The organism is Flavobacterium pectinovorum (genome assembly GCF_022802975.1).
In the GTDB taxonomy this organism is placed as follows: domain Bacteria; phylum Bacteroidota; class Bacteroidia; order Flavobacteriales; family Flavobacteriaceae; genus Flavobacterium; species Flavobacterium pectinovorum_B.
The window spans coordinates 69,632-92,741 of record NZ_JAFEVZ010000015.1; the positions used below are offsets into that span (position 1 = coordinate 69,632).

At 33.8% G+C, this 23,110-nt stretch carries 19 protein-coding genes and 1 riboswitch; of the genes, 2 read left to right on the top strand and 17 right to left on the bottom strand.

Features of this window, described 5'->3' with window-relative positions; all coding sequences use genetic code 11:
* Window positions 1–141: 141 nt before the first annotated feature.
* The 6 genes from cobA to FLV_RS17860 form a co-directional block, all read right to left on the bottom strand.
* Entirely contained in the window at window positions 142–915 is a 774-nt protein-coding gene (gene cobA / locus FLV_RS17835; protein WP_243235958.1) for a uroporphyrinogen-III C-methyltransferase, read from the bottom strand.
* Window positions 908–2,998: a HEPN domain-containing protein gene (locus FLV_RS17840; protein WP_243235961.1), complete on the bottom strand. Its 2,091-nt coding sequence runs from the start codon at window positions 2,996–2,998 to the stop codon at window positions 908–910. Before FLV_RS17840 ends, cobA begins: the two co-directional genes overlap by 8 nt.
* A 98-nt stretch (window positions 2,999–3,096) precedes the next feature.
* On the bottom strand, window positions 3,097–4,341 hold the full coding sequence (locus FLV_RS17845) for a sulfate adenylyltransferase subunit 1 (protein WP_243235966.1): 1,245 nt from the start codon (window positions 4,339–4,341) through the stop codon (window positions 3,097–3,099).
* A 146-nt stretch (window positions 4,342–4,487) separates the two neighbouring features.
* Window positions 4,488–5,387, bottom strand: a complete 900-nt coding sequence (gene cysD, locus FLV_RS17850; protein WP_031454309.1) for a sulfate adenylyltransferase subunit CysD — start codon at window positions 5,385–5,387, stop codon at window positions 4,488–4,490.
* A 134-nt stretch (window positions 5,388–5,521) separates the two neighbouring features.
* Complete coding sequence (locus FLV_RS17855) at window positions 5,522–6,232, bottom strand: phosphoadenylyl-sulfate reductase (protein ID WP_243235967.1); 711 nt, start codon at window positions 6,230–6,232, stop codon at window positions 5,522–5,524.
* 27 nt (window positions 6,233–6,259) lie between these two features.
* Window positions 6,260–7,162 (bottom strand): sulfite exporter TauE/SafE family protein, encoded by a 903-nt coding sequence (locus FLV_RS17860; protein ID WP_243235970.1) that lies wholly within the window; start codon window positions 7,160–7,162, stop codon window positions 6,260–6,262.
* A 310-nt stretch (window positions 7,163–7,472) separates the two neighbouring features.
* Between FLV_RS17860 and FLV_RS17865 the strand changes: the two genes are divergently transcribed.
* Window positions 7,473–8,255 (top strand): sulfite exporter TauE/SafE family protein, encoded by a 783-nt coding sequence (locus FLV_RS17865; protein WP_243235972.1) that lies wholly within the window; start codon window positions 7,473–7,475, stop codon window positions 8,253–8,255.
* A gap of 82 nt (window positions 8,256–8,337) precedes the next feature.
* Here FLV_RS17865 and FLV_RS17870 read toward each other — a convergent pair whose 3' ends face one another.
* The 10 genes from FLV_RS17870 to FLV_RS17915 form a co-directional block, all read right to left on the bottom strand.
* Window positions 8,338–8,748: an RrF2 family transcriptional regulator gene (locus FLV_RS17870; protein ID WP_243235974.1), complete on the bottom strand. Its 411-nt coding sequence runs from the start codon at window positions 8,746–8,748 to the stop codon at window positions 8,338–8,340.
* Between the two features lie 366 nt (window positions 8,749–9,114).
* Window positions 9,115–9,387, bottom strand: coding sequence for a hypothetical protein (locus FLV_RS17875; protein WP_243235976.1), 273 nt, complete (start codon window positions 9,385–9,387; stop codon window positions 9,115–9,117).
* Window positions 9,388–9,409: 22 nt separating this feature from the next.
* Window positions 9,410–9,922: an RDD family protein gene (locus FLV_RS17880; protein ID WP_243235977.1), complete on the bottom strand. Its 513-nt coding sequence runs from the start codon at window positions 9,920–9,922 to the stop codon at window positions 9,410–9,412.
* Window positions 9,923–10,085: 163 nt separating this feature from the next.
* Window positions 10,086–11,258 carry a trans-sulfuration enzyme family protein gene (locus FLV_RS17885; RefSeq protein ID WP_243235995.1) on the bottom strand — a complete coding sequence of 391 codons (1,173 nt, stop codon included), beginning with the start codon at window positions 11,256–11,258 and terminating at the stop codon, window positions 10,086–10,088.
* A gap of 149 nt (window positions 11,259–11,407) precedes the next feature.
* Window positions 11,408–11,839 (bottom strand): OsmC family protein, encoded by a 432-nt coding sequence (locus FLV_RS17890; RefSeq protein ID WP_243235997.1) that lies wholly within the window; start codon window positions 11,837–11,839, stop codon window positions 11,408–11,410.
* Window positions 11,840–11,984: 145 nt separating this feature from the next.
* Window positions 11,985–14,399, bottom strand: coding sequence for a bifunctional aspartate kinase/homoserine dehydrogenase I (gene thrA, locus FLV_RS17895; protein ID WP_243236006.1), 2,415 nt, complete (start codon window positions 14,397–14,399; stop codon window positions 11,985–11,987).
* A 21-nt stretch (window positions 14,400–14,420) separates the two neighbouring features.
* Window positions 14,421–15,389, bottom strand: a complete 969-nt coding sequence (locus tag FLV_RS17900; RefSeq protein WP_243236008.1) for an alpha/beta fold hydrolase — start codon at window positions 15,387–15,389, stop codon at window positions 14,421–14,423.
* Window positions 15,390–15,461: 72 nt separating this feature from the next.
* A riboswitch (SAM riboswitch) is annotated at window positions 15,462–15,569 on the bottom strand.
* A 187-nt stretch (window positions 15,570–15,756) separates the two neighbouring features.
* A complete protein-coding gene (locus FLV_RS17905; RefSeq protein WP_243236010.1) occupies window positions 15,757–15,954 on the bottom strand; it encodes a hypothetical protein in 198 nt (65 codons plus the stop codon).
* Between the two features lie 710 nt (window positions 15,955–16,664).
* Window positions 16,665–17,972, bottom strand: a complete 1,308-nt coding sequence (locus FLV_RS17910; RefSeq protein ID WP_243236012.1) for an O-acetylhomoserine aminocarboxypropyltransferase/cysteine synthase family protein — start codon at window positions 17,970–17,972, stop codon at window positions 16,665–16,667.
* A 57-nt stretch (window positions 17,973–18,029) separates the two neighbouring features.
* Window positions 18,030–18,200 carry a hypothetical protein gene (locus FLV_RS17915; RefSeq protein ID WP_243236015.1) on the bottom strand — a complete coding sequence of 57 codons (171 nt, stop codon included), beginning with the start codon at window positions 18,198–18,200 and terminating at the stop codon, window positions 18,030–18,032.
* 754 nt (window positions 18,201–18,954) lie between these two features.
* Between FLV_RS17915 and metK the strand changes: the two genes are divergently transcribed.
* Window positions 18,955–20,205, top strand: a complete 1,251-nt coding sequence (gene metK, locus FLV_RS17920; protein ID WP_243236019.1) for a methionine adenosyltransferase — start codon at window positions 18,955–18,957, stop codon at window positions 20,203–20,205.
* Window positions 20,206–20,409: 204 nt separating this feature from the next.
* Here the strand turns inward: metK and FLV_RS17925 are convergent, their stop codons facing one another.
* Entirely contained in the window at window positions 20,410–23,097 is a 2,688-nt protein-coding gene (locus tag FLV_RS17925) for a carboxypeptidase-like regulatory domain-containing protein (protein WP_243236020.1), read from the bottom strand.
* Window positions 23,098–23,110: the final 13 nt, after the last annotated feature.

Consider the following 23,110-nt stretch of genomic DNA (forward strand, 5'->3'; position numbering starts at 1 on the left):
TATGTTTCACTCCTACGGAACTTATCTCGAGATTTCTTTTGAAAGAAATTCTTCGTAAAATCCTTTCAACTTATTGCTTTCGCTTTCATCGGATTAAAATCCGACGCTACAATATGTTTCACTCCTACGGAGTTTTTTATTTTATCTAACGCTTTCTTCTGAAAAAAACTCTTCATAAAATCCTTTCAACTTATTGCTTTCACGGACTACTTCTCCGAGTACAATAATTGCCGGTGAGCTTAATTTTTTCTGCTTTACAATTTCCAAAATCGAATCTACTGTTCCAACACCCACTTTTTCTTCTGCTCTTGTTCCATTTTGAATAATCGCTACGGGCAAATTACCTTTGTTTCCCTGCTGAAACAATTCAACAATTTGAGGCAATTTGTGCATTCCCATCAAAATCACAACTGTTGCTGATGATTGTGCTGCCAAAGCTACATCTGCTGACAATCTCCTGTCTGAAGTTGTTCCTGTAATGGCCCAAAAGCTTTCTGAAACTCCTCTCTTTGTAATCGAAATTCCCTTACTTGCCGGAACAGCTACTACAGAAGAAATTCCCGGAATTACAACTGTCTCGATTCCGAAACTTTCTGCGAATTCTATTTCTTCACTTCCTCTTCCAAAAATAAACGGATCTCCACCTTTTAACCTGACTACGTTTCCATACGTCAGTGCATTATCCACAATCAACTGATTGATCTGATCCTGCGAATAAACATGGTCTCCAATTCTTTTTCCAACAAAAATTCTGATCGCATTTTTAGGAGCGTGGCCTAAAATTTCATCATTTGCCAAGGCATCATACAAAACCACATTCGCTTCAGCCAGTGCTTTTACACCTTTCAGCGTAAGCAATTCCGGATCGCCGGGACCTGCACCGACTAAAGTTACTTTTGGTTTGATATTAAGCATTCGCTAATTCTTGTGCTCTGTATTTTTCAATAGTATCAAAAAACTGAATTCCTTCCTGAATGTATTGTTTTGCAAAAGCTTCTGAAGGAGCAACAGTATTTATTTGATATACCAATTCTCTAAATGTTGTTGCTAATTGAATTTTTCCACTTTCAACAAAAACTTTATCAAACAAATCAATAATTCCAGCATGATTGTTTGTTTTTTCATTTTCAGAAAGCAGCAATGCTTTAGCACCATTTACAAATCCTGCGTAAGCATGATAAATAGCATCTGACCATTTATTTTCGTCAAATGATTCCTGAGCAAAAGTCAGTTTATCTTTTGCTTCCAATAATAAGGTAGCCACTAAATCAATTACAACTCCGGCACATTCTCCAACTCCAACCGCTTTTACGTAGTTATCTGCGTTACCCCAGTCAATAAAATCAGCTTCAGTTAAATTGGTTACATCTGCAAAAGGTTTTAAAATTTCATAGAAATATTTTTCTCCTTTGGCATCATAATAATTTAGGAATTTCTGTCCGCTTCCATTCGCATCAAAATCATTTAAAATAGTTCTTAATGCATCTGGTCCTCTACGGCTTGGAATTTTGATTACTTTATCAGCAAAACGTCCTTCACCGTTTCCTAAACGTCCGCCTCCTAATAAAACCTGTAAAGCCGGAGCTACCAGTTTTCCTGAATTGATAGACATTCCCTGAAATCCAATAGCAGACATATTGTGCTGACCACAAGCATTCATACAACCAGAAATTTTAATTTCAATTTCGCTGTTATTGCTGTATTGTGGATATTCTGCTTTAATCACTTTTTCTAATTCTTCTGCAATTCCGGTACTGCTCGCAATCCCCAAATTACAAGTATCAGTACCCGGGCACGCAGTGATATCACCTATAGTATTGTAACCTAAAGCCACCATATCTAATTTTGCTAATTCCTGATAAAAGAATGGTAAATTTTCTTCTTTTATATGACGAATTACAATATTTTGACGCAATGAAAAACGCAATTCATTCGCTCCATAATTTTTAATCAGGTCAGCTAATAATCTGGCTTTATCGGTATAAAAATCTCCTAATAAAATTTTGATTCCGATAGCATAATAACCTGCCTGTTTTTGAGCGATTACGTTTGATGCTTTCCATGCTTCATAAGCAGCAGTATCATCAATAGCTACCTGTGGAACTTCCAATAAAGGTTCCGGAATTGGTCCGTCAAAAGCAGTGGTGTCAATTTCGTATGTTTCAAAAGCGATTGCTTTTTTCTCTTTTTCAACTAAATCAAGAAAAACATCTTTTCCGATTTCTTTGATTAAGAATTTCATACGTGCTTTCATTCTTTTTGCACGTTCACCGTATCTGTCGAAAATACGAATGATTCCTTCTGCTGTTGGGATAATTTCATTAACCGGAATAAACTCAGAAAGCAATTCGGCATGCGCTGGCTGAGATCCTAAACCTCCTCCAAAAACTACTTTGAATCCTTTTTGTCCGTCTTTAATTTTTGGAATAAATCCTAAATCGTGTAAATAACTCAAGGCAGTATCTTCATCTGAAGAAGAGAACGAAATTTTGAATTTACGTCCCATTTCCTGACAGATTGGGTTTCTTAATAAGTACTGGAACATTCCGTGTGCATAAGGTGTTACATCAAACGGTTCGTTTACGTCTACACCGGCTAATTCACTTCCTGTAATATTTCTAACTGTGTTTCCACAAGCTTCTCTTAATGTAATATCGTCTTTAGCTAAATTAGCCCAAAGTTCAGGCGTTCTGTCTAAACTTACGTAGTGAATCTGAATATCCTGACGTGTTGTAATGTGCAAACGTCCTGTAGAATATTCATCAGAAACTTTCGTAATACGCACTAATTGCTCGCTCGTTACTTTACCGTAAGGCAATTTGATACGAATCATTTGAACGCCTTCCTGACGCTGACCGTAAATTCCACGTGCTAAACGAAGGCTACGAAAACGCTCATCATCAATTTTTCCTCCTCGGAATAAATGAATCTTTTTTTCTAAATCGATAATCTCTTTCTGAACTACCGGATTTTCTATTTCTGTTCTAAAACTTTCCATTTTATTTTTGGCTTTAGGCTTTAAGCTGTACGCTTTAGGCTTTTTTAACTTTGTATTTTTTGCTTAAAGCCTATTGCTTAAAGCTTACAGCAGCGAAACTATCTAATGAATCCTACTCCTGCTGTTGTGTTGGTTACGGCATCAATTAAAATAAAAGCACCGTTTGATTTATTTTCGTTATAAGAGTCAAAATACAACGCTTTGCTTAATTTGATACTTACTTCTCCAATTTCATTAATTGCTAATTGTGAAGCCGGAGTAGTTCCTGAATAATCAGTCGCAATTGTATTTGTAACACTTTCAATTTTCGCTAAAACTCTATTCGTATTGTGCTGTACAAAATACTTCGCTCCAGCAACTAATTTTTTGCTGTCCATCCAGCATACAGTAGTCACAATGTCTTTTTCAATTTTTGGAAGCTCTGATGATTTTACAATCATATCGCCTCTTGTTACATTGATATCATTTTCTAATTCGATTGTAATAGAAGAACCTGCAACAGCTTCATCAAATTGTTTATCAAAAAAGTGAATATTTGTAACCTTTGATTCTGTTAATGATGGAAGAACTGTAACGGCATCACCTATTTTAATAGAATTTCCGTATAATTTTCCGGCATATCCTCTAAAATCATGGTATTCCTCTGTTTTAGGACGAATTACAGTCTGAACCGGAAAACGTGCTTTTCCACTTTCAAAAACATCAGAAGAATGTAATCCTTCCAAATGTTCTAAAATAGTCTGTCCCTGATACCAAGGCATTCCATCTAATTTATCCACAACATTATCTCCTGTCAAAGCACTTAACGGAATATAACTTACGTTTTGCTCTTTGAAAGTACTTTTCGCATTTAATGCCTGAAAATCGGCTTTGATTTTATTGAAAACTTCTTCTGAGTAATCAACCAAATCCATTTTGTTGATGGCAACGATTACCTCTTTTACTCTCAATAAATTATTGATAAAAAAGTGACGGTATGTTTGCTCTATAACTCCTTTTCTGGCATCAATCAAAATGATAGAAACCTGAGAAGTTGAAGCTCCTGTAACCATGTTTCTTGTATATTCTACGTGGCCCGGAGTATCGGCAATAATGTAACTTTTCTTTGCAGTCGAAAAATAAATATGAGCAACGTCAATAGTGATTCCCTGTTCTCTTTCGGCTACCAATCCGTCTGTTGCCAATGAAAAATCCAGATAATCGTATCCTTTTTGTTTACTGCTTTTTTCGATTGCTTCAATTTTATCTGTAGTCAATGATTTTGTATCGTACAATAATCTTCCGATTAAAGTACTTTTCCCGTCATCTACACTTCCTGCTGTTGCTATTTTTAAAACGTCCATTCTGTAATATTTTGTTTCAGGTTTAAAGTTTCAGGTTTTATGCTCTCTCGAAACTTATAAATCTGTATGTTTTTGTTTTCTTGATTTTTGTTGTTGATATCTTACAATCAATTTCTAACATCTAACTTTTAACTTCTTACCAAAAATTAAAAGTATCCTTGTTGTTTTCTTTTCTCCATTGCAGCTTCAGAACGTTTGTCATCTATTCTGGCTCCTCTTTCAGAAATGGTAGATTCTCTGATTTCTCCCACAACTTCCTGAATTGTTGCTGCATAAGATTCAACTGCTGCTGTACAGCTCATATCCCCAACGGTTCTGAAGCGAACAATTCGCTCTTCGATTTGTTCGTCTTCTTCCTGATACACAAAAGGAGAATGTGACCAGATTAAACCGTCTCTCAAAAAAACTTTTCTTTTATGTGAAAAATAGATGGATGGAATTTCGATGTGCTCTTTTTCGATATAACTCCAAACATCTAATTCTGTCCAGTTCGAAATTGGGAAAACACGAACGTTTTGTCCATTTTCTATTTTTCCGTTCAAAATATCAAATAATTCAGGTCTTTGATTTTTTTCGTCCCATTGTCCGAAATCGTCACGAACTGAGAAAATACGTTCTTTAGCTCTTGCTTTTTCTTCATCACGACGTGCTCCTCCAATACAAGCATCAAATTTGAACTCTTCAATTGCATCTAAAAGTGTTGTAGTTTGCAAGCTGTTACGGCTTGAATATTTTCCTGTTTCTTCAACCACTTTTCCTTCATCAATAGCATCCTGAACATTACGAACGATTAATTCCAAACCTAATTCTTCCACCAATTTATCTCTGAAAGCAATTGTTTCAGGAAAATTATGTCCCGTATCAACATGCAATAGAGGAAACGGAATTTTTGCAGGAAAAAATGCTTTTTGTGCCAAACGTACTAATGTTATAGAATCTTTCCCGCCTGAAAAAAGTAAAACCGGTTTGTCAAACTGAGAAACAACTTCTCTAAAGATGTATATCGCTTCACTTTCTAAAGCATTTGTTTTTAATACTGAACTCATTTTTGATATTTTATTTGATATTTTATTTGTGAAAACTTTAGTTTCAAGTTTTTTCGCCTGATCTAAATCTCCACTCTTTATTCTATAATCTATATTCTATTCTCTGCAGAAGTCTTGCCTCTTACTTCTTTCTCTTACTCTTTCTTAGCGCTATGCAAACCACATTCTTTATGACTGGATTCCCAATACCATCTTCCGGCTCTGATGTCTTCTCCGGGAAAAATGGCTCTGGTACAAGGCGCACAACCGATACTTACAAAGCCTTTTTTGTGTAAGGCGTTTTGAGGTACATTATTTTTCCGTAAATAATCTTCAACTTCCTGCAAAGACCATTTTAATAAAGGATTGAATTTGACAATGTCAAAACCTCCATCATATTCGAACAAACTCAAATCTTGTCTGTTCTCGGATTGTTCTGCTCTTAAACCTGTAATCCAGACTGCATTTCCTGCCAAAGCTTTTCGCAACGGAACTACTTTTCGAATAAAACAGCACTCTTTTCTGTTTTCAACCGAATCGTAGAAGCTATTTGGTCCTTTTTCTTTCAGTAAATTTTCAACCGATGCAGTTTCAGGAAAGAAAACCTCAATAGGTTTCTTATATTTTTTTAATGTTTTATGAAAAACATCGTACGTTTCCTGAAACAATCTTCCGGTATCTAATGTAAAAATGGTAATATCCAAATTGCTTTTGGCAATGTAATCTGTAATCACTTGATCTTCCTGACCGAAGGAAGTTGAAAAAATTACTTTTCCCGGATATTCTTCAGCCAGAAAAGCAAAAGTTTCTTCAATTGAAAAATCTTTCGTTTTATCTAACAGTGATGGTATAATTGTCGCACTCATATTTTTCTTTCCTTACTAAAATATTTATTACAATAATTTAGATAATGTTTTTAAACTCAATAAAATAATTAAAATTCCTACTGCAATCATCATTGGCTTTCTTCTAATTTTATTAACCAGATAAGCTGCTAATGGTGCCGAAATAACGCCTCCTAAAATTAACCCGATGATTACCTGCCAGCCGTGAATACCTCCAAAAAGCATAAACGTTATCCCGCTTGCAAATGAAATCGCAAATTCTGCAGCATTTACAGAACCAATTGTATATCTCGGATTTCTTCCTCTTCCTAATAATGTTGAAGTCACAATAGGTCCCCAGCCTCCACCGCCAACAGAATCCATGAAACCTCCAAAAACAGCTAAAGCACTCAATTTTGTAGTTTTCTTTTTTACGATGCTCTTTTTTAATGCTTTCTTAATAATAACAACTGCCAAAACGATCATATAAACTGCAATAAATGGTTTAATCAAATCGCCGTCAATTACATCAGATAACAAATAAGCCCCCGTAATCGATCCTAATACTCCCGGAATCAATAAATGTTTTACGAGTTTTTTATTGATATTTCCAAACTTATGATGCGATATTGCGGATGCTCCCGTTGTAAACATCTCTGCCACGTGAACTCCTGTACTGCTAACTACCGGAGGAACTCCGTAAGCCAGTAGAAATGAAGTTGAAGTTGCCCCATAACCCATTCCCAAAGTACCATCTACTAATTGTGCAAAAACACCAATTCCGAAAAAAATCAAAAACTCCTGATTAAATCCTCCAACAAATCCATCCCAGGAAAACTCGGCATGGTGATTATAAATCAGCGTACTTAACAAACCTATTAATAAAACAACAGGTATCCCTATCCATAATTTTTCTTTTATTGACGCATAAAAGGTAACATCAACACTATTTATTTTTAATTCTTTCTCCATAATTACTGGGCTTCCTTACCTAAAATCCATTACCCCATCGGCTTAGTAGATTGAAAGGCAAAATTACTACTTATTTCTAAATATCAAAACAATTCTTCAACTTTTTACACTTCTAAACTTCTTAAAATCAAATTTTAAGGATATTTTAAAAGACTAATAAATAAATTCAACAAATCTAAAATCATATTTCGCTGTTTTTAAGACACATATCCTTAAAATTATTCTATGTTCCAAAGATACAATTTTAAAGCCTACCATTTCCATAGGATAATTGTAAAATTGTTTTTATTTTTGCGCCAAACTTTTTTTTATGGATTTTCAAATAGGTTTGGTAATTGCAGGTTTAGCCGTTGGCTTTATAGTTGGACTCACAGGTGTTGGCGGTGGTTCATTAATGACACCCATTTTATTGTATTTTGGTATTCCGCCAACAAAAGCTGTAGGTACCGATTTACTCTATGCCGCTTTTACCAAAATGGGCGGTGTTTTTGTACATCATAAAAAAAACAATGTAAACTGGTCTATAACAGGCTGGTTAACATTAGGAAGTGTTCCTGCGGCAATGCTAACTTTATGGATATTAAATAGTATTAAAACCGATATAGAAACCGTGAATCAGGTCATTAAGCAAAGTTTAGGCTGGGCATTACTTTTCACCTCTGTAGCTATTATATTTAAACAAAAAATACTAAAATTTTCTCAAAAGCACGCCGGAGATAAATTTCACAGTGAAAGCACAACTCAAAATATGCTAACCATAGGAATTGGTATTTTATTAGGCGCAACAGTAACTTTAACTTCTATTGGTGCCGGTGCATTGGGAACCGTTACTTTATTCTTTCTTTATCCTTTATTACCAACGCCTCGTTTAGTGGGAACTGAAATTGCACATGCTGTTCCATTAACATTAGTTGCCGGGGTTGGACATGCCTCAATGGGAAATCTGGATCTTATATTATTGGGACAGTTATTATTAGGATCTCTTCCGGGAATTTTTATAGGAAGTATGCTGAGTGGAAAAGTTCCGGATCAATTACTTAGAAATGCAATCGCAGTAATGCTTTTTTTAGCCGGATATAAATTGATTTTTTAGACAAAATATAACCCTAAAAAAATGACCATTTCAAATTTAGAAATGGTCATTTTTTTTTATTTATAACTTGAATAGTCTTTAATTAAAAAGCTATATCTGCCAAAGAATTACTTTCAAGTATTTTAAGCGTATTATCACGAACCTCAGTCATTAAACGTCTTGCTGCACAGGTTGCTTCATCATCACAATCATCGCATTTTTCATAGAAATTATGACTGGCACAAGGCAACAGTGCTATTGGTCCTTCAAGAATACGATATACTTTGGCCATGCTGATATCTTTAGGCTCTTTAATCAGATAATAACCTCCTCCTTTACCTTTTTTGGCTCCCAGAAAACCTGAGTTTCTAAGCAGCAATAAAATACTCTCCAGAAATTTAATCGAAATGTGTTCACTTTTGGCAATTTCAGCAATTTGTACGGGCTCATTATTTTCACGTCGGGCCAAATAGGTTAAAGCTTTAATTCCGTATTTTGTTTTCTTTGAAAGCATTTTTAAATTTTAGATTGTAAATTTAGTTCAGAAGCCATCAATGAGTTAAACAATCAGCTTCTTATTATTCCGCAGCAAAAATAAGCTTTTTGAACGAGATTACTAACAGTAAGAAAAGTTAATTCTACTAAATTAGTATAGTTTTATAAATCTTCTTCCTAAACTTAAATTGAATTTATTGTCAGTTTTTAATTCCCGATGTTAACAAAAATATACTTTTTGAACAAAAACCTACAAAAAATTATTACACATAACCAAAGCGTTCTGTTTTTGCAAATAAAATTGATGCCCTTGGATTTCAAAACACAATCTTGTTAATGAAACTGCAATTAAATGAGAAACTTTTAATCCGTTTAAAGTAGCTTTTCAGGCAATTGTTCCTCCAATGCTGAAACCTAAAACAGTGGTTTCCTTTTTTTCAAGTTTCAATAAATTCTCGACTGCCTTTTCAATTCCTCCATTTAAAAATTGATTATGAATATTCAATTCACTTACACTTTCTGAACTGATATCTGCCAAAGCACAAACATCATAATACTGAACATCAAATTTAGATTGCAATATTTCAGTATATAATTTTTCCCAATCGGAATTTTTCCCTCCAAACAAATCTGACAAAATGAGTAATCTTAGTTTCATTGTACAGAAAAGTTCTTTTTTATTACTCTTGCTCTGGAATCCCAATTAACTTAAATTCATAAAACATTTTCTTTTCTTCTGCTAATGCTTTTTTATCCACTACATAAGTATCTGACAAAGAATCATGCCAACCTCTTGAACCTCCTAAAAAAGTAAAAGCATCAAATGGTATACAACGGCAAAAGCTTCTTTTTATAATTGTTTTAAAACTTGGTTTTTCTCCATTTTCATCAACAACAATGGTTCCTGTTACTAATTTTCCTAAAGATATTCCAAAAAAACCTTCAACTAAAATATAATAAACTACCGTCAACATTATCCCAATGATAATCCATTCTATTTGTCCTAAATTATAAATCCAGAATCCAAATGCTGTAATTCCAAATGATTCTAAAACATCAGCAATTAATACCAAAAAAAGCCCGAATACATAACCGAAACCATAATTAAAAGCATAATCTATCAAATAATTCACAAAGCGTTTTCCGCTGGAAGCTAACAATATTTCATCAAGAATATAAGTCGAATCGTTCATGTAAAAATTAGTTTTAAATTAAAAATTTTGGCTATGTCCTAAAACAAAAATATACTTTTTCCCTTAAACAATTATAAAAAAATAACGATTTTTAACAGTAATAAATTTACAGTCAAAAATCGTTATTGATATTATTTTTAGATTTTTCGAAATCTAAATTATTTTAAGAAAGCGCCTGCTCTAAATCAGCAATTACATCTTTTACAGTTTCCAAACCTACAGAAACACGTACCAAACCTTCAGTGATTCCAACCGCTAATTTTTCTTCAACAGACAGTTTACTATGTGTTGTTGATGCCGGATGTGTTACAATCGTTTTAACATCGCCAATATTGGCTGAAAGTGAACACAATTTAATTTTATCCAAAAATTTGCGTCCTGCTTCAATTCCGCCTTTAATTTCGAATGCAATGATGTTACCACCTAAAAGCATTTGCTTTTTAGCAATTTCATACTTTGGATGTGATTTTAAGAAAGGATATTTCACACTATTTACATTTGGGTGACTTTCTAAAAACTCGGCAACTTTCAAAGCATTTTCGCAATGTCTGTCCACACGAACTGCCAAAGTCTCTAAACTTTTTGATAATACCCATGCATTAAATGGAGACATTGCAGGCCCGGTATTTCTTGAAAACAAGTATATTTTGCGAATTAATTCTGCCTCACCAACTGCAACTCCACCCAATACACGTCCTTGCCCATCCATTAATTTTGTAGCCGAATGAATAACAATATGTGCACCGTATTTAATTGGCTGTTGAATATATGGTGTTGCAAAACAGTTGTCAATGATTAAAATCAAATTGTGTTTCTTCGCAATCTGACCTAACAATTCTAAATCAACTACATCTACACCCGGATTTGTAGGTGTTTCTGCGTATAGAATTTTAGTGTTTGGTTTGATAAAACTCTCAATGGTTTCCGGCTGATTAATATCAAAATATGTGGTTTCAATATTCCATTTTGGAAAATATGTCATAAACAATGCATGAGTAGACCCAAAAACACTTCCGGCAGAAACAATATGGTCACCTGATTCCAGTAATGCAGCCAAAGTAGAATATATTGCAGCCATTCCGGTTGCAAAAGCATATCCGGTCTCAGCTCCTTCCATTGCACAAACTTTATCCACAAACTCTGTAGTGTTTGGATTACTGAAACGGGAGTAAATATTACGTACTTTTTCTTCTGTAAAAGAAGCCCTCATATCCTCTGCATCTTCAAATACAAAACTTGATGATAAATATAAAGGAGTGGAATGTTCCTGAAATTGTGACTTTTCTAAATGCGTTCTGATGGCTTGTGTTTCAAAACCAAATTCTTGTTCGTTCATTTTATTTGTTTTTCATGTTTCAGGTTTTAAGTTTCAAGTTTTTTTGCAATCGGCAATAACCAGGACTTAAAACTCAAACTGTTTAGAATTGTTATTCAATATCACTTTGAAATTATCTAATTCTCTAATTGACTAATTTTCTAATTATTTTATTTTTCTAATTCTACTCCATTCAAAATTACTTTATAATGAATAGTCGCAGTTGGCTCTACAGTTTTAGAAACTGAACAGTATTTTTCGAAAGACAATTGTGCTGCTTTTGCTGCTTTATCTTCTTTAATATTTCCTTCCAAATAAAAAACTACATAAATATCTTTAAATGGCTTTGCTTCGCCTACCTGTACGCGCTCGCCTTCAACCTCAGCTTTAAAAGAAGTAATTTCCTGACGCTGTTTTTTTAGAATCGAAATCATATCAATTCCACTGCAGCCTGCTACTCCCATCAAAACCAATTCCATTGGGCTTGGTCCCATGTCATTGCCTCCAAAATCAGGACGCGCATCAACATTTACAATATGTCCACGTTCATTTTTTAATTCAAAGTGGAAATTTTCGTTTACTCTGTTTAAGCTTACTTTCATTTTTTCTGTTTTTTATTTTTTTGTTATTCACAATCTTGTCATTTCGACGAAGGAGAAATCACACTTGTGAATCGACAAAGATTGGTGATTTTCTTTACAGAGTTTCTAGTGTGATTTCTCCCTTCGGTCGAAATGACAAACTAAATTATCCTTTGTCGGATAATCGCAAAATATCTCCAAAAACACCTCTCGCAGTTACCGCTGAACCTGCTCCGGCTCCCTGAATTACGATTGGTCGGTCTCCATAAGATTCTGTGTAAATTTCGAAGAAAGAATCAGAACCTTTTAATCCGCCAAGAGCTGTATCTGATGGCACTGAAACTAATTTAACTTCAAGATTTCCTTTGTCATTCTGCAAATCTCCTGACAATTCACCAATATATCTCAACACGTGATTTGGTTTTTGATCTGCTTTTATTTTGTCGTAAATCGGATCGAACTCTTTTAACTTGGTTAAGAAATCGGCAACATTTCCTTCACGTAAATGCTCCGGAATTAAATTCTGAATGGAGATTTCTTCAAATTCATTCTGCAAATCTAATTCTCTTGCTAAAATCAATAATTTTCTTCCCACATCATTCCCGCATAAATCCTCTCTCGGATCTGGTTCCGTATAACCATTATCAATTGCCTCTTGTAAAATTTCACTGAAAGGAACATTTTTTGCAGAGAAATTATTGAACAAATAACTTAAGGTTCCAGAGAAAACTCCTTTTATTTTAGTAATGTTTTCGCCAGAAAGATGCAGTAATTTTATCGTATCAATTAATGGCAAACCTGCACCAACATTGGTTTCGTACAAGTAATTCTTTTGATTTTCAGCCAGAACTTTTCTTAGTTCTTTATAAAAACCATAGCTCAGCGTGTTGGCAACTTTGTTCGAAGAAATCAAATCAAAACTGCTTTCTGCAAGTTTTATATAGTTCTCAACGAAAGCAGCGCTTGCTGTATTGTCAATCGCAATTAAATTTTCTAAATGGTATTTGTCTGCGTAGTCAATAATATCCTGAATCGTGTAATCAAGTCCTTTGCTCTGAATTTCATTTTTCCAGTCAGAAGTTACACCGTTTTTGTTTAAAATCAGTTTTTTAGAATTAGCAATTGCAAAAACATTCAGCTTAATATCTTTACGTTTTTCGATAGCATCAGCCGATTCTAAAATTTGGTTAATCAAAGTTCCTCCCACTAATCCGTGTCCAAAAACAGCGATATTGATTTTTTTAGAAACTCCAAAAATTTCTCCGTGAATTACGTTTAACGCTTTGTTCAGCTCCGATTTTTTAACCACCAAACTCACGTTTTTACCCGTAACCGTATTGTTGAATAATATCGGAACAATTTTATTTTTAATTAATGCTGTGTATGGTTTATGAAAAGTACTCAAATCCTGACCAATGATTGAAATAACCGAAACATTATCTGTAACCGTAATTTGATTTACATCTTTCGAATAAAAATCATTTTCGAATTCTTTCTCCAATTCTACCATTGCTGTTGTCGCCTTATCAGTAGCAACCACAAGCCCAATTCCTCTTTCTGAAGAACCCTGCGAAATAATACTTACACTGATATTGTGATCACCCATTACCTTAAAAATTCTGGCGTCAACTCCAGATTTCCCAAGTAATCCACGGCCTTCAAGATTCAAAAGTGAAACGTTTTCAAGAACCGAAAGTGTTTTGATTCCTTCTTTTGCAGCATCTGAAGTGATTAAAGTACCACGATTTTCATGGTTGAATGTATTTAAAATTCGAAGTGGAATATTTTTTTCCAACAAAGGAATAATAGTTTTGGCATGCAAAATTGTTGCTCCAAAATTAGCTAATTCATTTGCTTCGTTAAAAGATAAATATTCAATTTTTTTAGCATCCGCAACTAAATCCGGATTTGCTGTGTAAATTCCGTCAACGTGAGTAAAGTTTTGTAATTCTTCTGCATTTAAATAATTAGCAATTAAAGAAGCAGTATAATTACTACCGTTTCTTCCTAAAGTCGTTGTGTCATTATTGTTATTTGAACCGATAAAACCCGTTACCACATTAACAGTTGAACCATTATGTTCTTTAAAATAATTGACAACGTTTTTCTTAGAAAGCTGTTCCAAAGGCTGAGCATCACCAAATTTAGAATCCGTTTTCAGCAAATCTCTAGTATCGGTAAAATTAGCCGGAATCCCTTTTTCAATTAAAATGGCAGTCAATAATTTCGCCGAAAGCAATTCGCCTTTAGACAAAATCTGATCTTTAATTTTATTGCTGTAATCCCCAATAAGGCTTACTCCTTCGTAAAGCTTATCCAGAATAGTAAATTCTTCAGATAAATCAACCTGAGGATAATCTGAGATTTGGTACGTTTTAAAATTTTCTAATAATCGTTTGTAATCACCGTTTTTAGCGGCAATTTTTAAAATATATTCTAATTCATCTGTAGCATTTCCTCTTGCAGAAACAACTACGGCAATTTTTTCGCCCTGATTTACTTTCTCGGCAATGATCGAAACCACTTTGTTAAGTCCTTCTCCGTTTGATAATGATTTACCTCCAAATTTTAATATTTTCATTTTATCTTTTTATTATTTCTGCTAAAAAATAGCAGCTAGTAAATTATCTAATTGTTTGTACTCGATTAAAAAAGCGTCATGTCCGTGTACCGAATTTATTTCGCTGTAAAAAACATTGTCTTTGAACTTTTTTAACTCCTGAAACGTTTCCCGATTTTCTTTTGGTGTAAAAAACAAATCCGAATCGATTCCGATAATATGGATATCTGCTTTTGTTTTTGACATTAAAGTTTGAAAATCTTCCCCGTTTCTGGTAATATCTATTGTTTTGAGCAACTGGTTCATCAATTTATAAGAAGCCAATTGATATCTCTTTTGTAATTTATCTCCGTGGTGTGCCAGCCAGCTTTCTATATTAAAAATTAAAAGATCCTGATTAATGGTTCTTTGAAATTTTTCCTTGAATGATTCCGGCGAACGGTAACATAACATGGCATGAATTCGGGCATCTTCAATTGGTTTTGACGAATTGTTCAGGATTTGTTCCTGTAAAAAACAATTGGCAATCATCCAGTCTGTCGATTTCCAGTCAGTCGCAATCGGAATTAAATGTTTGGTGATGTTTGGCTCTAATGCCAGCATTTCCCAGGCAATCCCTCCGCCTACCGAACCACCTATAATAGCATAAAGCTGTTCGATTTTTAAAATTTCTATTCCTTTTAAAAAAATACGGGCAATATCCCTTGCCGTGAAATCCTTATAGTTTTCGATACTAAAAGAATCGTTTCCATTACCGGGAACATTAAAGGCTAATACGGAATATTTATTGGTGTCGATTGTTTTTCCTTCACCAATCAAATCATTCCACCAGCCGTTTTCACCGGTAACCTGTGCATTTCCTGTTAAGGCATGATTGACCAAAACAATTGGCGCAGTATGAAGAGACAAACCAAAAAGTGCAAAACTTAAGGGTAATGAATTATATAAAGCACCACTTTCGGTAGTGAAATTTTGTAATATGATAGGGTTTGGTAAACTTTCCAATTTCAAATCTTTTATTTTTTTGATTTGTATATGGAAATATTAGAAAGAAAGTCTAGAGTGAAACTAGAAAAACTCTTTTTGTTATCTTTCCACGTTGGGCGTGGTAGAATGCAGCACCTTCTTCGCTTTACCGAAGGGTTGCTAAGGATTCATCGGGTCTAATCCCTCGTCCTTTCTTTATAACATTTCAATACGTTTCTGAACTTAACGGTGCAAATTAACTACTATTTTCTTAAACAAACAAATTTATCTGAAGAGAATCTTTTATTTATTAATTATATCACAAACAAAAACTATTGTACGCAAAAAATTACCGAACAAAAATGCCCAGTAAAATTAAGCAGGTAATTACCTATTTGAAAAACTTTTTAGTTTAGATAAAAAGCGTTTCATTTTCTTTAGAATACATTAAAAATAATAAAGAGTCAGGATTTTTCTTTTCTGTTTTATTATCCGTTTCAGTGATTCCAAATCTTGGATGAGTCAATTCATTTTTCGGAGGCGGATTTCTTTTTGCCCTTATATTTTTTAATGTAGTGAATGTTTTTGCTAAGTAATTTAAAGTGCTCATAATATTCAGTGTTAGTTTGTTATTTGTTTTTCTTTATTATTGTTTTATTATTTTGTCAAGTCGCCTGACGAAATAAAAAAACCCTTTTGGATTTAGATACCAAAAGGGTCAAGTCATTTTTAACTTATTATACTTTTGGAATCAACAGACGCATACGCCAATAGATGCGACATTGAACATCTTGTTCATCTGAAGGGACTTATTCATCTGTGATTTATTTGTTATTTTTAAAAATTCTGACATTTCTTGTATAAATTTAAAAAGCCTCCCAAAATATTTCGGGAGGCTTTGCTATAATGATATTGTTCTTACAATTTTAAGCAATAGACCACCCAACGGTTTCTTTCGAAAGGACGCAAAACATTTGATTTTGATTAAACATAATTAGTAGCTTTTGGGTTTAACAAATATGCAACCTTTTTTTTGATTTACCAAATATAGTCTCCTAAAATCAATATAAAAAACGATAAAAAATACAATTTGACGTTAAAAAACATCTTACAAAAATTACAACGTTTGAAAAATAAATAAAATCTTACAATAATAAATAAAAACTTAATTTCTCACTCACTTTTAAATCATTATTTCAAAGAACTTATTTCAAAAAACATTTCCCTTCATATTGGATTAGAAGTTTAATCCAAAAAAAATTACCTTTAGCAAAGTTCACTTTACCAAAGGCAATTTTTCAAACAAAAAAACAAAAAACTTTAATTTTTATTAAAGACCGTATTATGTGATTTCGCAACACTTGCAAAAACTGTTTTCAGATCATTAATTAAATCTTCAATATCTTCAATTCCAACTGAAAGGCGAATCAGATCTTTAGAAACTCCTGTTTCTAATTGTTCATCATCTGTCAATTGCTGATGCGTTGTACTTGCGGGATGAATGATAAGCGATTTGGTATCGCCAATATTAGCCAAAAGCGAGAACAGCCTGGTTTCGTCGACAACCTGTTTAGCGGCTTCATAACCACCCTGCAAACCAAAAGTAATCACTCCGCTTTGCCCTTCTGGTAAATATTCCTGAGCTAAATCATAATATTTATTGGATTTCAAGCCTGGATAATTTACCCAAACTACCTGATCTTGTTTTTCAAGCCATTCGGCAAGAACCAAAGCATTTTCACTGTGTTTTTTAATTCGGATTGGTAGCGTCTCCAGTCCCTGAATGATCTGAAAAGCATTAAAAGGACTCAAAGCTGAACCAAAGTCACGTAAACCCTCAATTCTTGCTTTTGCAATAAAGGCAGCATTTCCAAGAGCTTCGTGATATACTAATCCATGATATCCGGCAGAAGGCTCAGTAAATTCAGGAAATTTACCGTTAGCCCAGTCAAAAGTTCCGGCATCAATAATTACACCTCCCAATGAAGTCCCGTTTCCTGAAATATATTTTGTTAATGAATGAATCACAATATTAGCACCGTACTCAATTGGCTTTAATAAATAAGGAGTAGCGACCGTATTGTCTACAATAAAGGGAACCTTGAAATTTTTAGCTTCCTCCGAAATTGCTTTCAGATCTAAAACATCTAATTTCGGATTTCCTAAAGATTCTACGAAGAAAGCTCTGGTATTTTCTTTTGCCGCTTTTGTAAAGTTTTCTGCATTTGACGGATCAACAAAAGTGGTTGTAATTCCTAAACGAGGCAAAGTCACTTTTAAAAGATTGTATGTTCCTCCATACAAACTATTTGAAGCGACGATATGATCATCTGCTTTTAACAAAGTTAATAATGCAGTAGCTATAGCCGATGCTCCGGAAGCTGTAACAACAGCTGCAATTCCGCCTTCAAGCGCTGCCAGTCGTTGTTCTAAAATATCATTTGTTGGGTTGTTTAATCTTGTGTAAATAAATCCGGATTCGGCCAAACCAAATAAATTGGCTGCGTGATCTGCGTTGTTAAAAACATACGATGATGTCTGGTAAATAGGAACTGCTCTTGTTCCTGCATTTTTAGTTACGTCGTGTCCTGCGTGTAGTGCGTTTGTTGCAAATTTTGGTGTGCTCATGATTTCTTAGTTTTTAAATATTATTAATATTGAAATTGATTTTTAAAATTGTTTCGTTTAAATGAAAAGGTTTTCATTTTCTGCAGAATACATATAGGCAAGCAATGAGTTTTTTTCATCAGCATATAATTTACCTTTTTGCAAACTGAGATTAGATTTTTGATTTTGAATTAATGCAAAAAATGTTTTTGGATTAATTGCTTTTAATATTTTATATATGGTTTTCATGATTTTTAATTTTAAATAATGGAAATAAAAAAAGCCCTTTCGGATGGCTACCAAAAGGGCTTATAGTAAGGAACTATAACAAAGATTTTATCTTTCAATTTTGGCAGCAGCAATTTGAGATACACATCGGCATCTTACAACACATCATCATTTTACTTACTACTGAATTATTCATTTTTTTGTTTTTTTATCATATCATAAATACAAGTTCATTTTAGCCTCTCTTTAAAAGCATTACTTATATTTTATATATCTCTTGTATGATTAAATTTTATTCTTTCAATTTTCAAAAAAAAACCTCCGCAAATCGCAGAGGTCTTATTGTTATTTTAGCTTTAGATACTAAACAATATTTTGCTCTGCGGAAGTTTCCGACATCATACAGCACATATTTTTAATAACTAAATTCATTTTTCTTATTGTTTTGTCTGGCAAATTTGAGGACTTTTTTTGGAACTACCAAACAAAAAGTAAATTAATTTCTATTATCCTATCAAAATAGTATATTATGTTAAATTTATGTTTATAAAAATAAAAAAACCAGAACTTTAATTTGCAAATCAAAATGGTTTTGTACTTTTGCACCCGAATACAGAGGAAAAATTTGAACTGATTGCAACCTCTTCATAATGAAATGGTTCGTTATGAATACTGAAAAATTGATTTCAGTAGTAAAAAATGCTAAAGCAGAAACTCTCCTTTAGCCTTTTTCAGCAATTATTTTCCTCGCTTAATTTTAATTTAATACATTATTATGGCTTATTTATTTACGTCAGAATCTGTTAGTGAAGGGCATCCAGACAAAGTTGCAGATCAAATTTCGGATGCATTAATTGATAACTTCTTAGCATTTGATGCTGACTCAAAAGTAGCATGTGAAACTTTAGTTACAACAGGTCAGGTAATTTTGGCCGGAGAAGTAAAATCGAATACCTATCTTGATGTGCAGCAAATCGCCCGTGAAGTAATCCGTAAAATTGGATATACAAAAAGCGAATATATGTTTGAGGCAAATTCTTGTGGAATTTTATCAGCAATTCACGAACAATCTGCTGATATCAATCAGGGTGTTGACAGAGCTAAGCCAGAAGAGCAAGGTGCCGGAGACCAGGGAATGATGTTTGGTTACGCTACAAACGAAACTGAAAACTTCATGCCATTAGCACTTGATTTATCTCATAAATTATTACAGGAGTTAGCTATTTTAAGACGTGAAAATAATGAGATTACTTATTTACGTCCGGATGCTAAATCTCAGGTAACTTTAGAATACAGCGACGATAATAAACCAACTCGTATTGATGCAATTGTTATCTCTACTCAACATGATGATTTTGATGAAGAAGCTGCAATGCTGGCTAAAATCAAAAAAGATATTATCGAAATTTTGATTCCGAGAATTATCGCTAAAAACCCGGAGCACGCTCATTTATTCAATGATAAAATCAACTACCATATTAACCCAACTGGAAAATTCGTTATTGGAGGACCTCACGGAGATACTGGTTTAACAGGAAGAAAAATCATTGTGGATACTTACGGTGGAAAAGGTGCTCACGGTGGTGGTGCATTCTCAGGAAAAGATCCAAGTAAAGTGGACAGAAGTGCTGCTTATGCAACGCGTCATATCGCTAAAAACTTAGTGGCTGCAGGTGTTGCTGACGAAATCTTAGTTCAGGTTTCTTATGCAATTGGAGTTGCTGAACCAATGGGAATTTTCATTGAAACTTACGGAACTTCTAAAGTAAACTTAACTAACGGTGAAATCGCTAAAAAAGTAGAAGCTATCTTTGATATGCGTCCTTACTTTATCGAACAACGTTTAAAATTAAGAAACCCAATCTACAGCGAAACTGCTGCTTACGGACACATGGGACGTAAACCGGAAACTGTAACCAAAACTTTCTCTGCTCCCGGCGGAAACGAAAAAACAGTTACTGTTGAATTGTTTACATGGGAAAAACTTGATTTTGTTGACCAGGTAAAAACTGCATTTGGATTGTAAAATCAGATTAGTTTTATAATCTTAAAATATCAAACCCCGATTTCTAAATTTTTAGATTTCGGGGTTTTGTTTTTTATTTCAGAATCCGTTAAAATGCAAAATTTCTGTTAACCCGTTTTTAGCCCTGATGGGAACGGCATCCTTTTTCTGGCTCCTTTAGCCAGGAAAAGATATAGTGGACAGCAGGATTAGCTACTCATTAAACTACAAATTATATTTCATCGAAAAAATAATGTAACGTGGCTGAACGGTATATTGCGAAACTCTTGTTGAAAACTGCGAAAAGTTGTCGTCATTGAGGTATTTAGTATTCAGCAGATTGGTTGCAGCAATTTTATACTCCATTTTGCTGTTTTTCTTTTGGTAAATTAAACTGGCACTCAAAAAATCATATTCGTTATCGACCGATTTATCAGTGTTGTAATAATGATAGAATTCGTATTCTGAAACAAATGAAAAACTGTCTAAGAAATAATAATCTAATCTTGCAAACGGTTTATCTGTATAAAAAGTCGAGCCGCTATATTTATTGATTAGCATATTATAACCAAATTCAATATTAGGCAGGTTTTTATAATTTGTTGAGGCTTTTACGGTATAACTTTGGGTAAAACTCTCTGTGGTCGTTGGTTCTTCATTTCGAATATTATTAAATTTTGACCAATTTAAACTTGCATTCACAGAAGCTTTATAATTCTTTAAAAACGAACGCCCGTAACTTCCCATTCCGGAAAGGGTTTCATCGGCCAAATTGGAATTATAAGGTACCGATGACTGGTTGATTCCTTCAAAATCGGCTTTGGTTTTAATGGCATCTACTTTTCTGGTATAGGTCGCATTGGCAAAAATGTTCTCAAAATTGAACATGTTGTATTTGAAATATCGCAATGAGTGCACTTGTGAAGTCGCATTTTCCAGTGTACGGTCTCCTCTAAACAAACTACTGTAATCTGACAAAACATAGCCGGCAGCCAATTGATTAATATCTGTAAAATCATTCGTCAAAGAAAAATTATAGGTTAGCGTTTCAGATTTTTTGATTTGGTAAAGCGCAAAGAAATCCGGTAATACTTTGGTAAAATTCTGCGAATAATCTGTTCCTGATTGTGTGTTTGTCATTTTATAGGAATGCAGGCTAACTCCGGGCGTCAATGTAAATTTTCCGGCTAAAATCTTGTAATGAAACCCTAGGAAAGTATCATTAAAATTATAATTTACATCATTATTATTTGAAGGATCATTCAGGTCATTTTTATCTCCGTTATCCAGCATTTGAAAAATATATGAATTGAAATTTTGGTACGAATATGTATTTCCTAATGTTATATTGATGTTGCTTTTTGGCGTTACCATATAATAGTAATCCAGCTTGGCATCTATTTTATTGGTTTTTACAAATCGGTCCTGATTCAGGTCATTTCTTTGCTGACCTGAAGTGTAACCCAATAAATCAAAAGGCTGCGTGCGTAGATTAGCATTATAAAAAGGATTTTCATCCTGATATAAATGCTGCATTTCAAAGGCAAAGATGTTTTTGTCACTTTGGGTATAGTACAAACTTAAATTCTGATTAATCGAGGTTGGGTCTTGTTTTTTATTGGTAAAGATTGTCTCAATTGTGGTAACATTCTTCTCAACGGCTTCACGCAACAAATCTGTATTCTCTTCTTGTTTTGTCAGCTTGGTCAGAATATCATAATCGAATTGAAATTTATCATTTGGTTTATAAGTAGAACTGAGTTTAAAAAGTCCCAAATTATTTTTTTGATGTGTTTGTTCCTCTCTTTTTTGCTGATCTCCGGAATCTAAAATTGTAGTTTGGGATTTAGTTTCAAGATCTGTTTTTGAAGCCGAAAGAATTCCAAAACCGCTAATATTCCATTCTTTTGTAACCGAATAGGCAAAATTGGTTGCACCAAATTTCGTTTCAATTTCCTTGGCACGGTTATTCCTTAAAAGCGAAATTCCGATATCATTCGAAGAAACATTAAAATTGCTTCCACCCTTTTTCATCATATTTCTAAATCCGCCTGTGAATTTGAAATAATCCTGCGCCGTAATTGGCAATTCTCCAATATTATTAAAATTCGTGATTAGATTTATACTGTATTTCGGACTGTAATAAAAGAGTTTCGGATTGATAACATAGCGACTGTCCAGCTCAGCAACACCTATTCCGGCTGTTACATCACCAAACCAGAAGTTCTTTTTTCCTTCTTTCAGTTTAATGTTCATTGCTACATTATCCTGATCGTTTTCCAGACCTTTTAAAGCTCCGATTTCATTATAATTTCGCAAAACCTGAATTTTATCAATTGCATCAGCTGGAATATTTTTGACTCCTAATTTGGTGTCTCCGTCAAAAAAGTCTTTGCCTTCAACCATTAATTTGCTGACTTTCTTCCCTTCTACTTCGATTTCCCCGTCGGCATTTACCTCAACTCCGGGTAATTTTTTCAGAACGTCTTCCAGCTTTCTTTCTGTTCCGGATTTGAATGAATCGGCATTATAAACAATGGTATCTCCTTTTATAGAAACCGGCATTTCACGAACAATTTCAACACCTTCGAGCTCAATTCCAACATCATCCATCACAACATTTTGAACTATATTCTCTGTTTTAGTCGTAATCTGAATTTCTTTGGATTTCATTCCGAGATAACTGATTTTTATAACGTAAGAAGTATTTGGCTTCAAAGTCAGTTGAAACTTACCTTTATCATTGGTAATCCCATAAGAATCCATTGCTTTTGTGACCGCATTAACCGCCATGATATTAGCCATTTCCAACGGATTTTTTTGTCCGTCCTGAATAAAACCATCAAAACGAACACTTTGTGAAAAGGCAACAGATGTCAATAAAAACACTACGAAACAAAATATTTTGTTCATTGTAAAAGGTTGT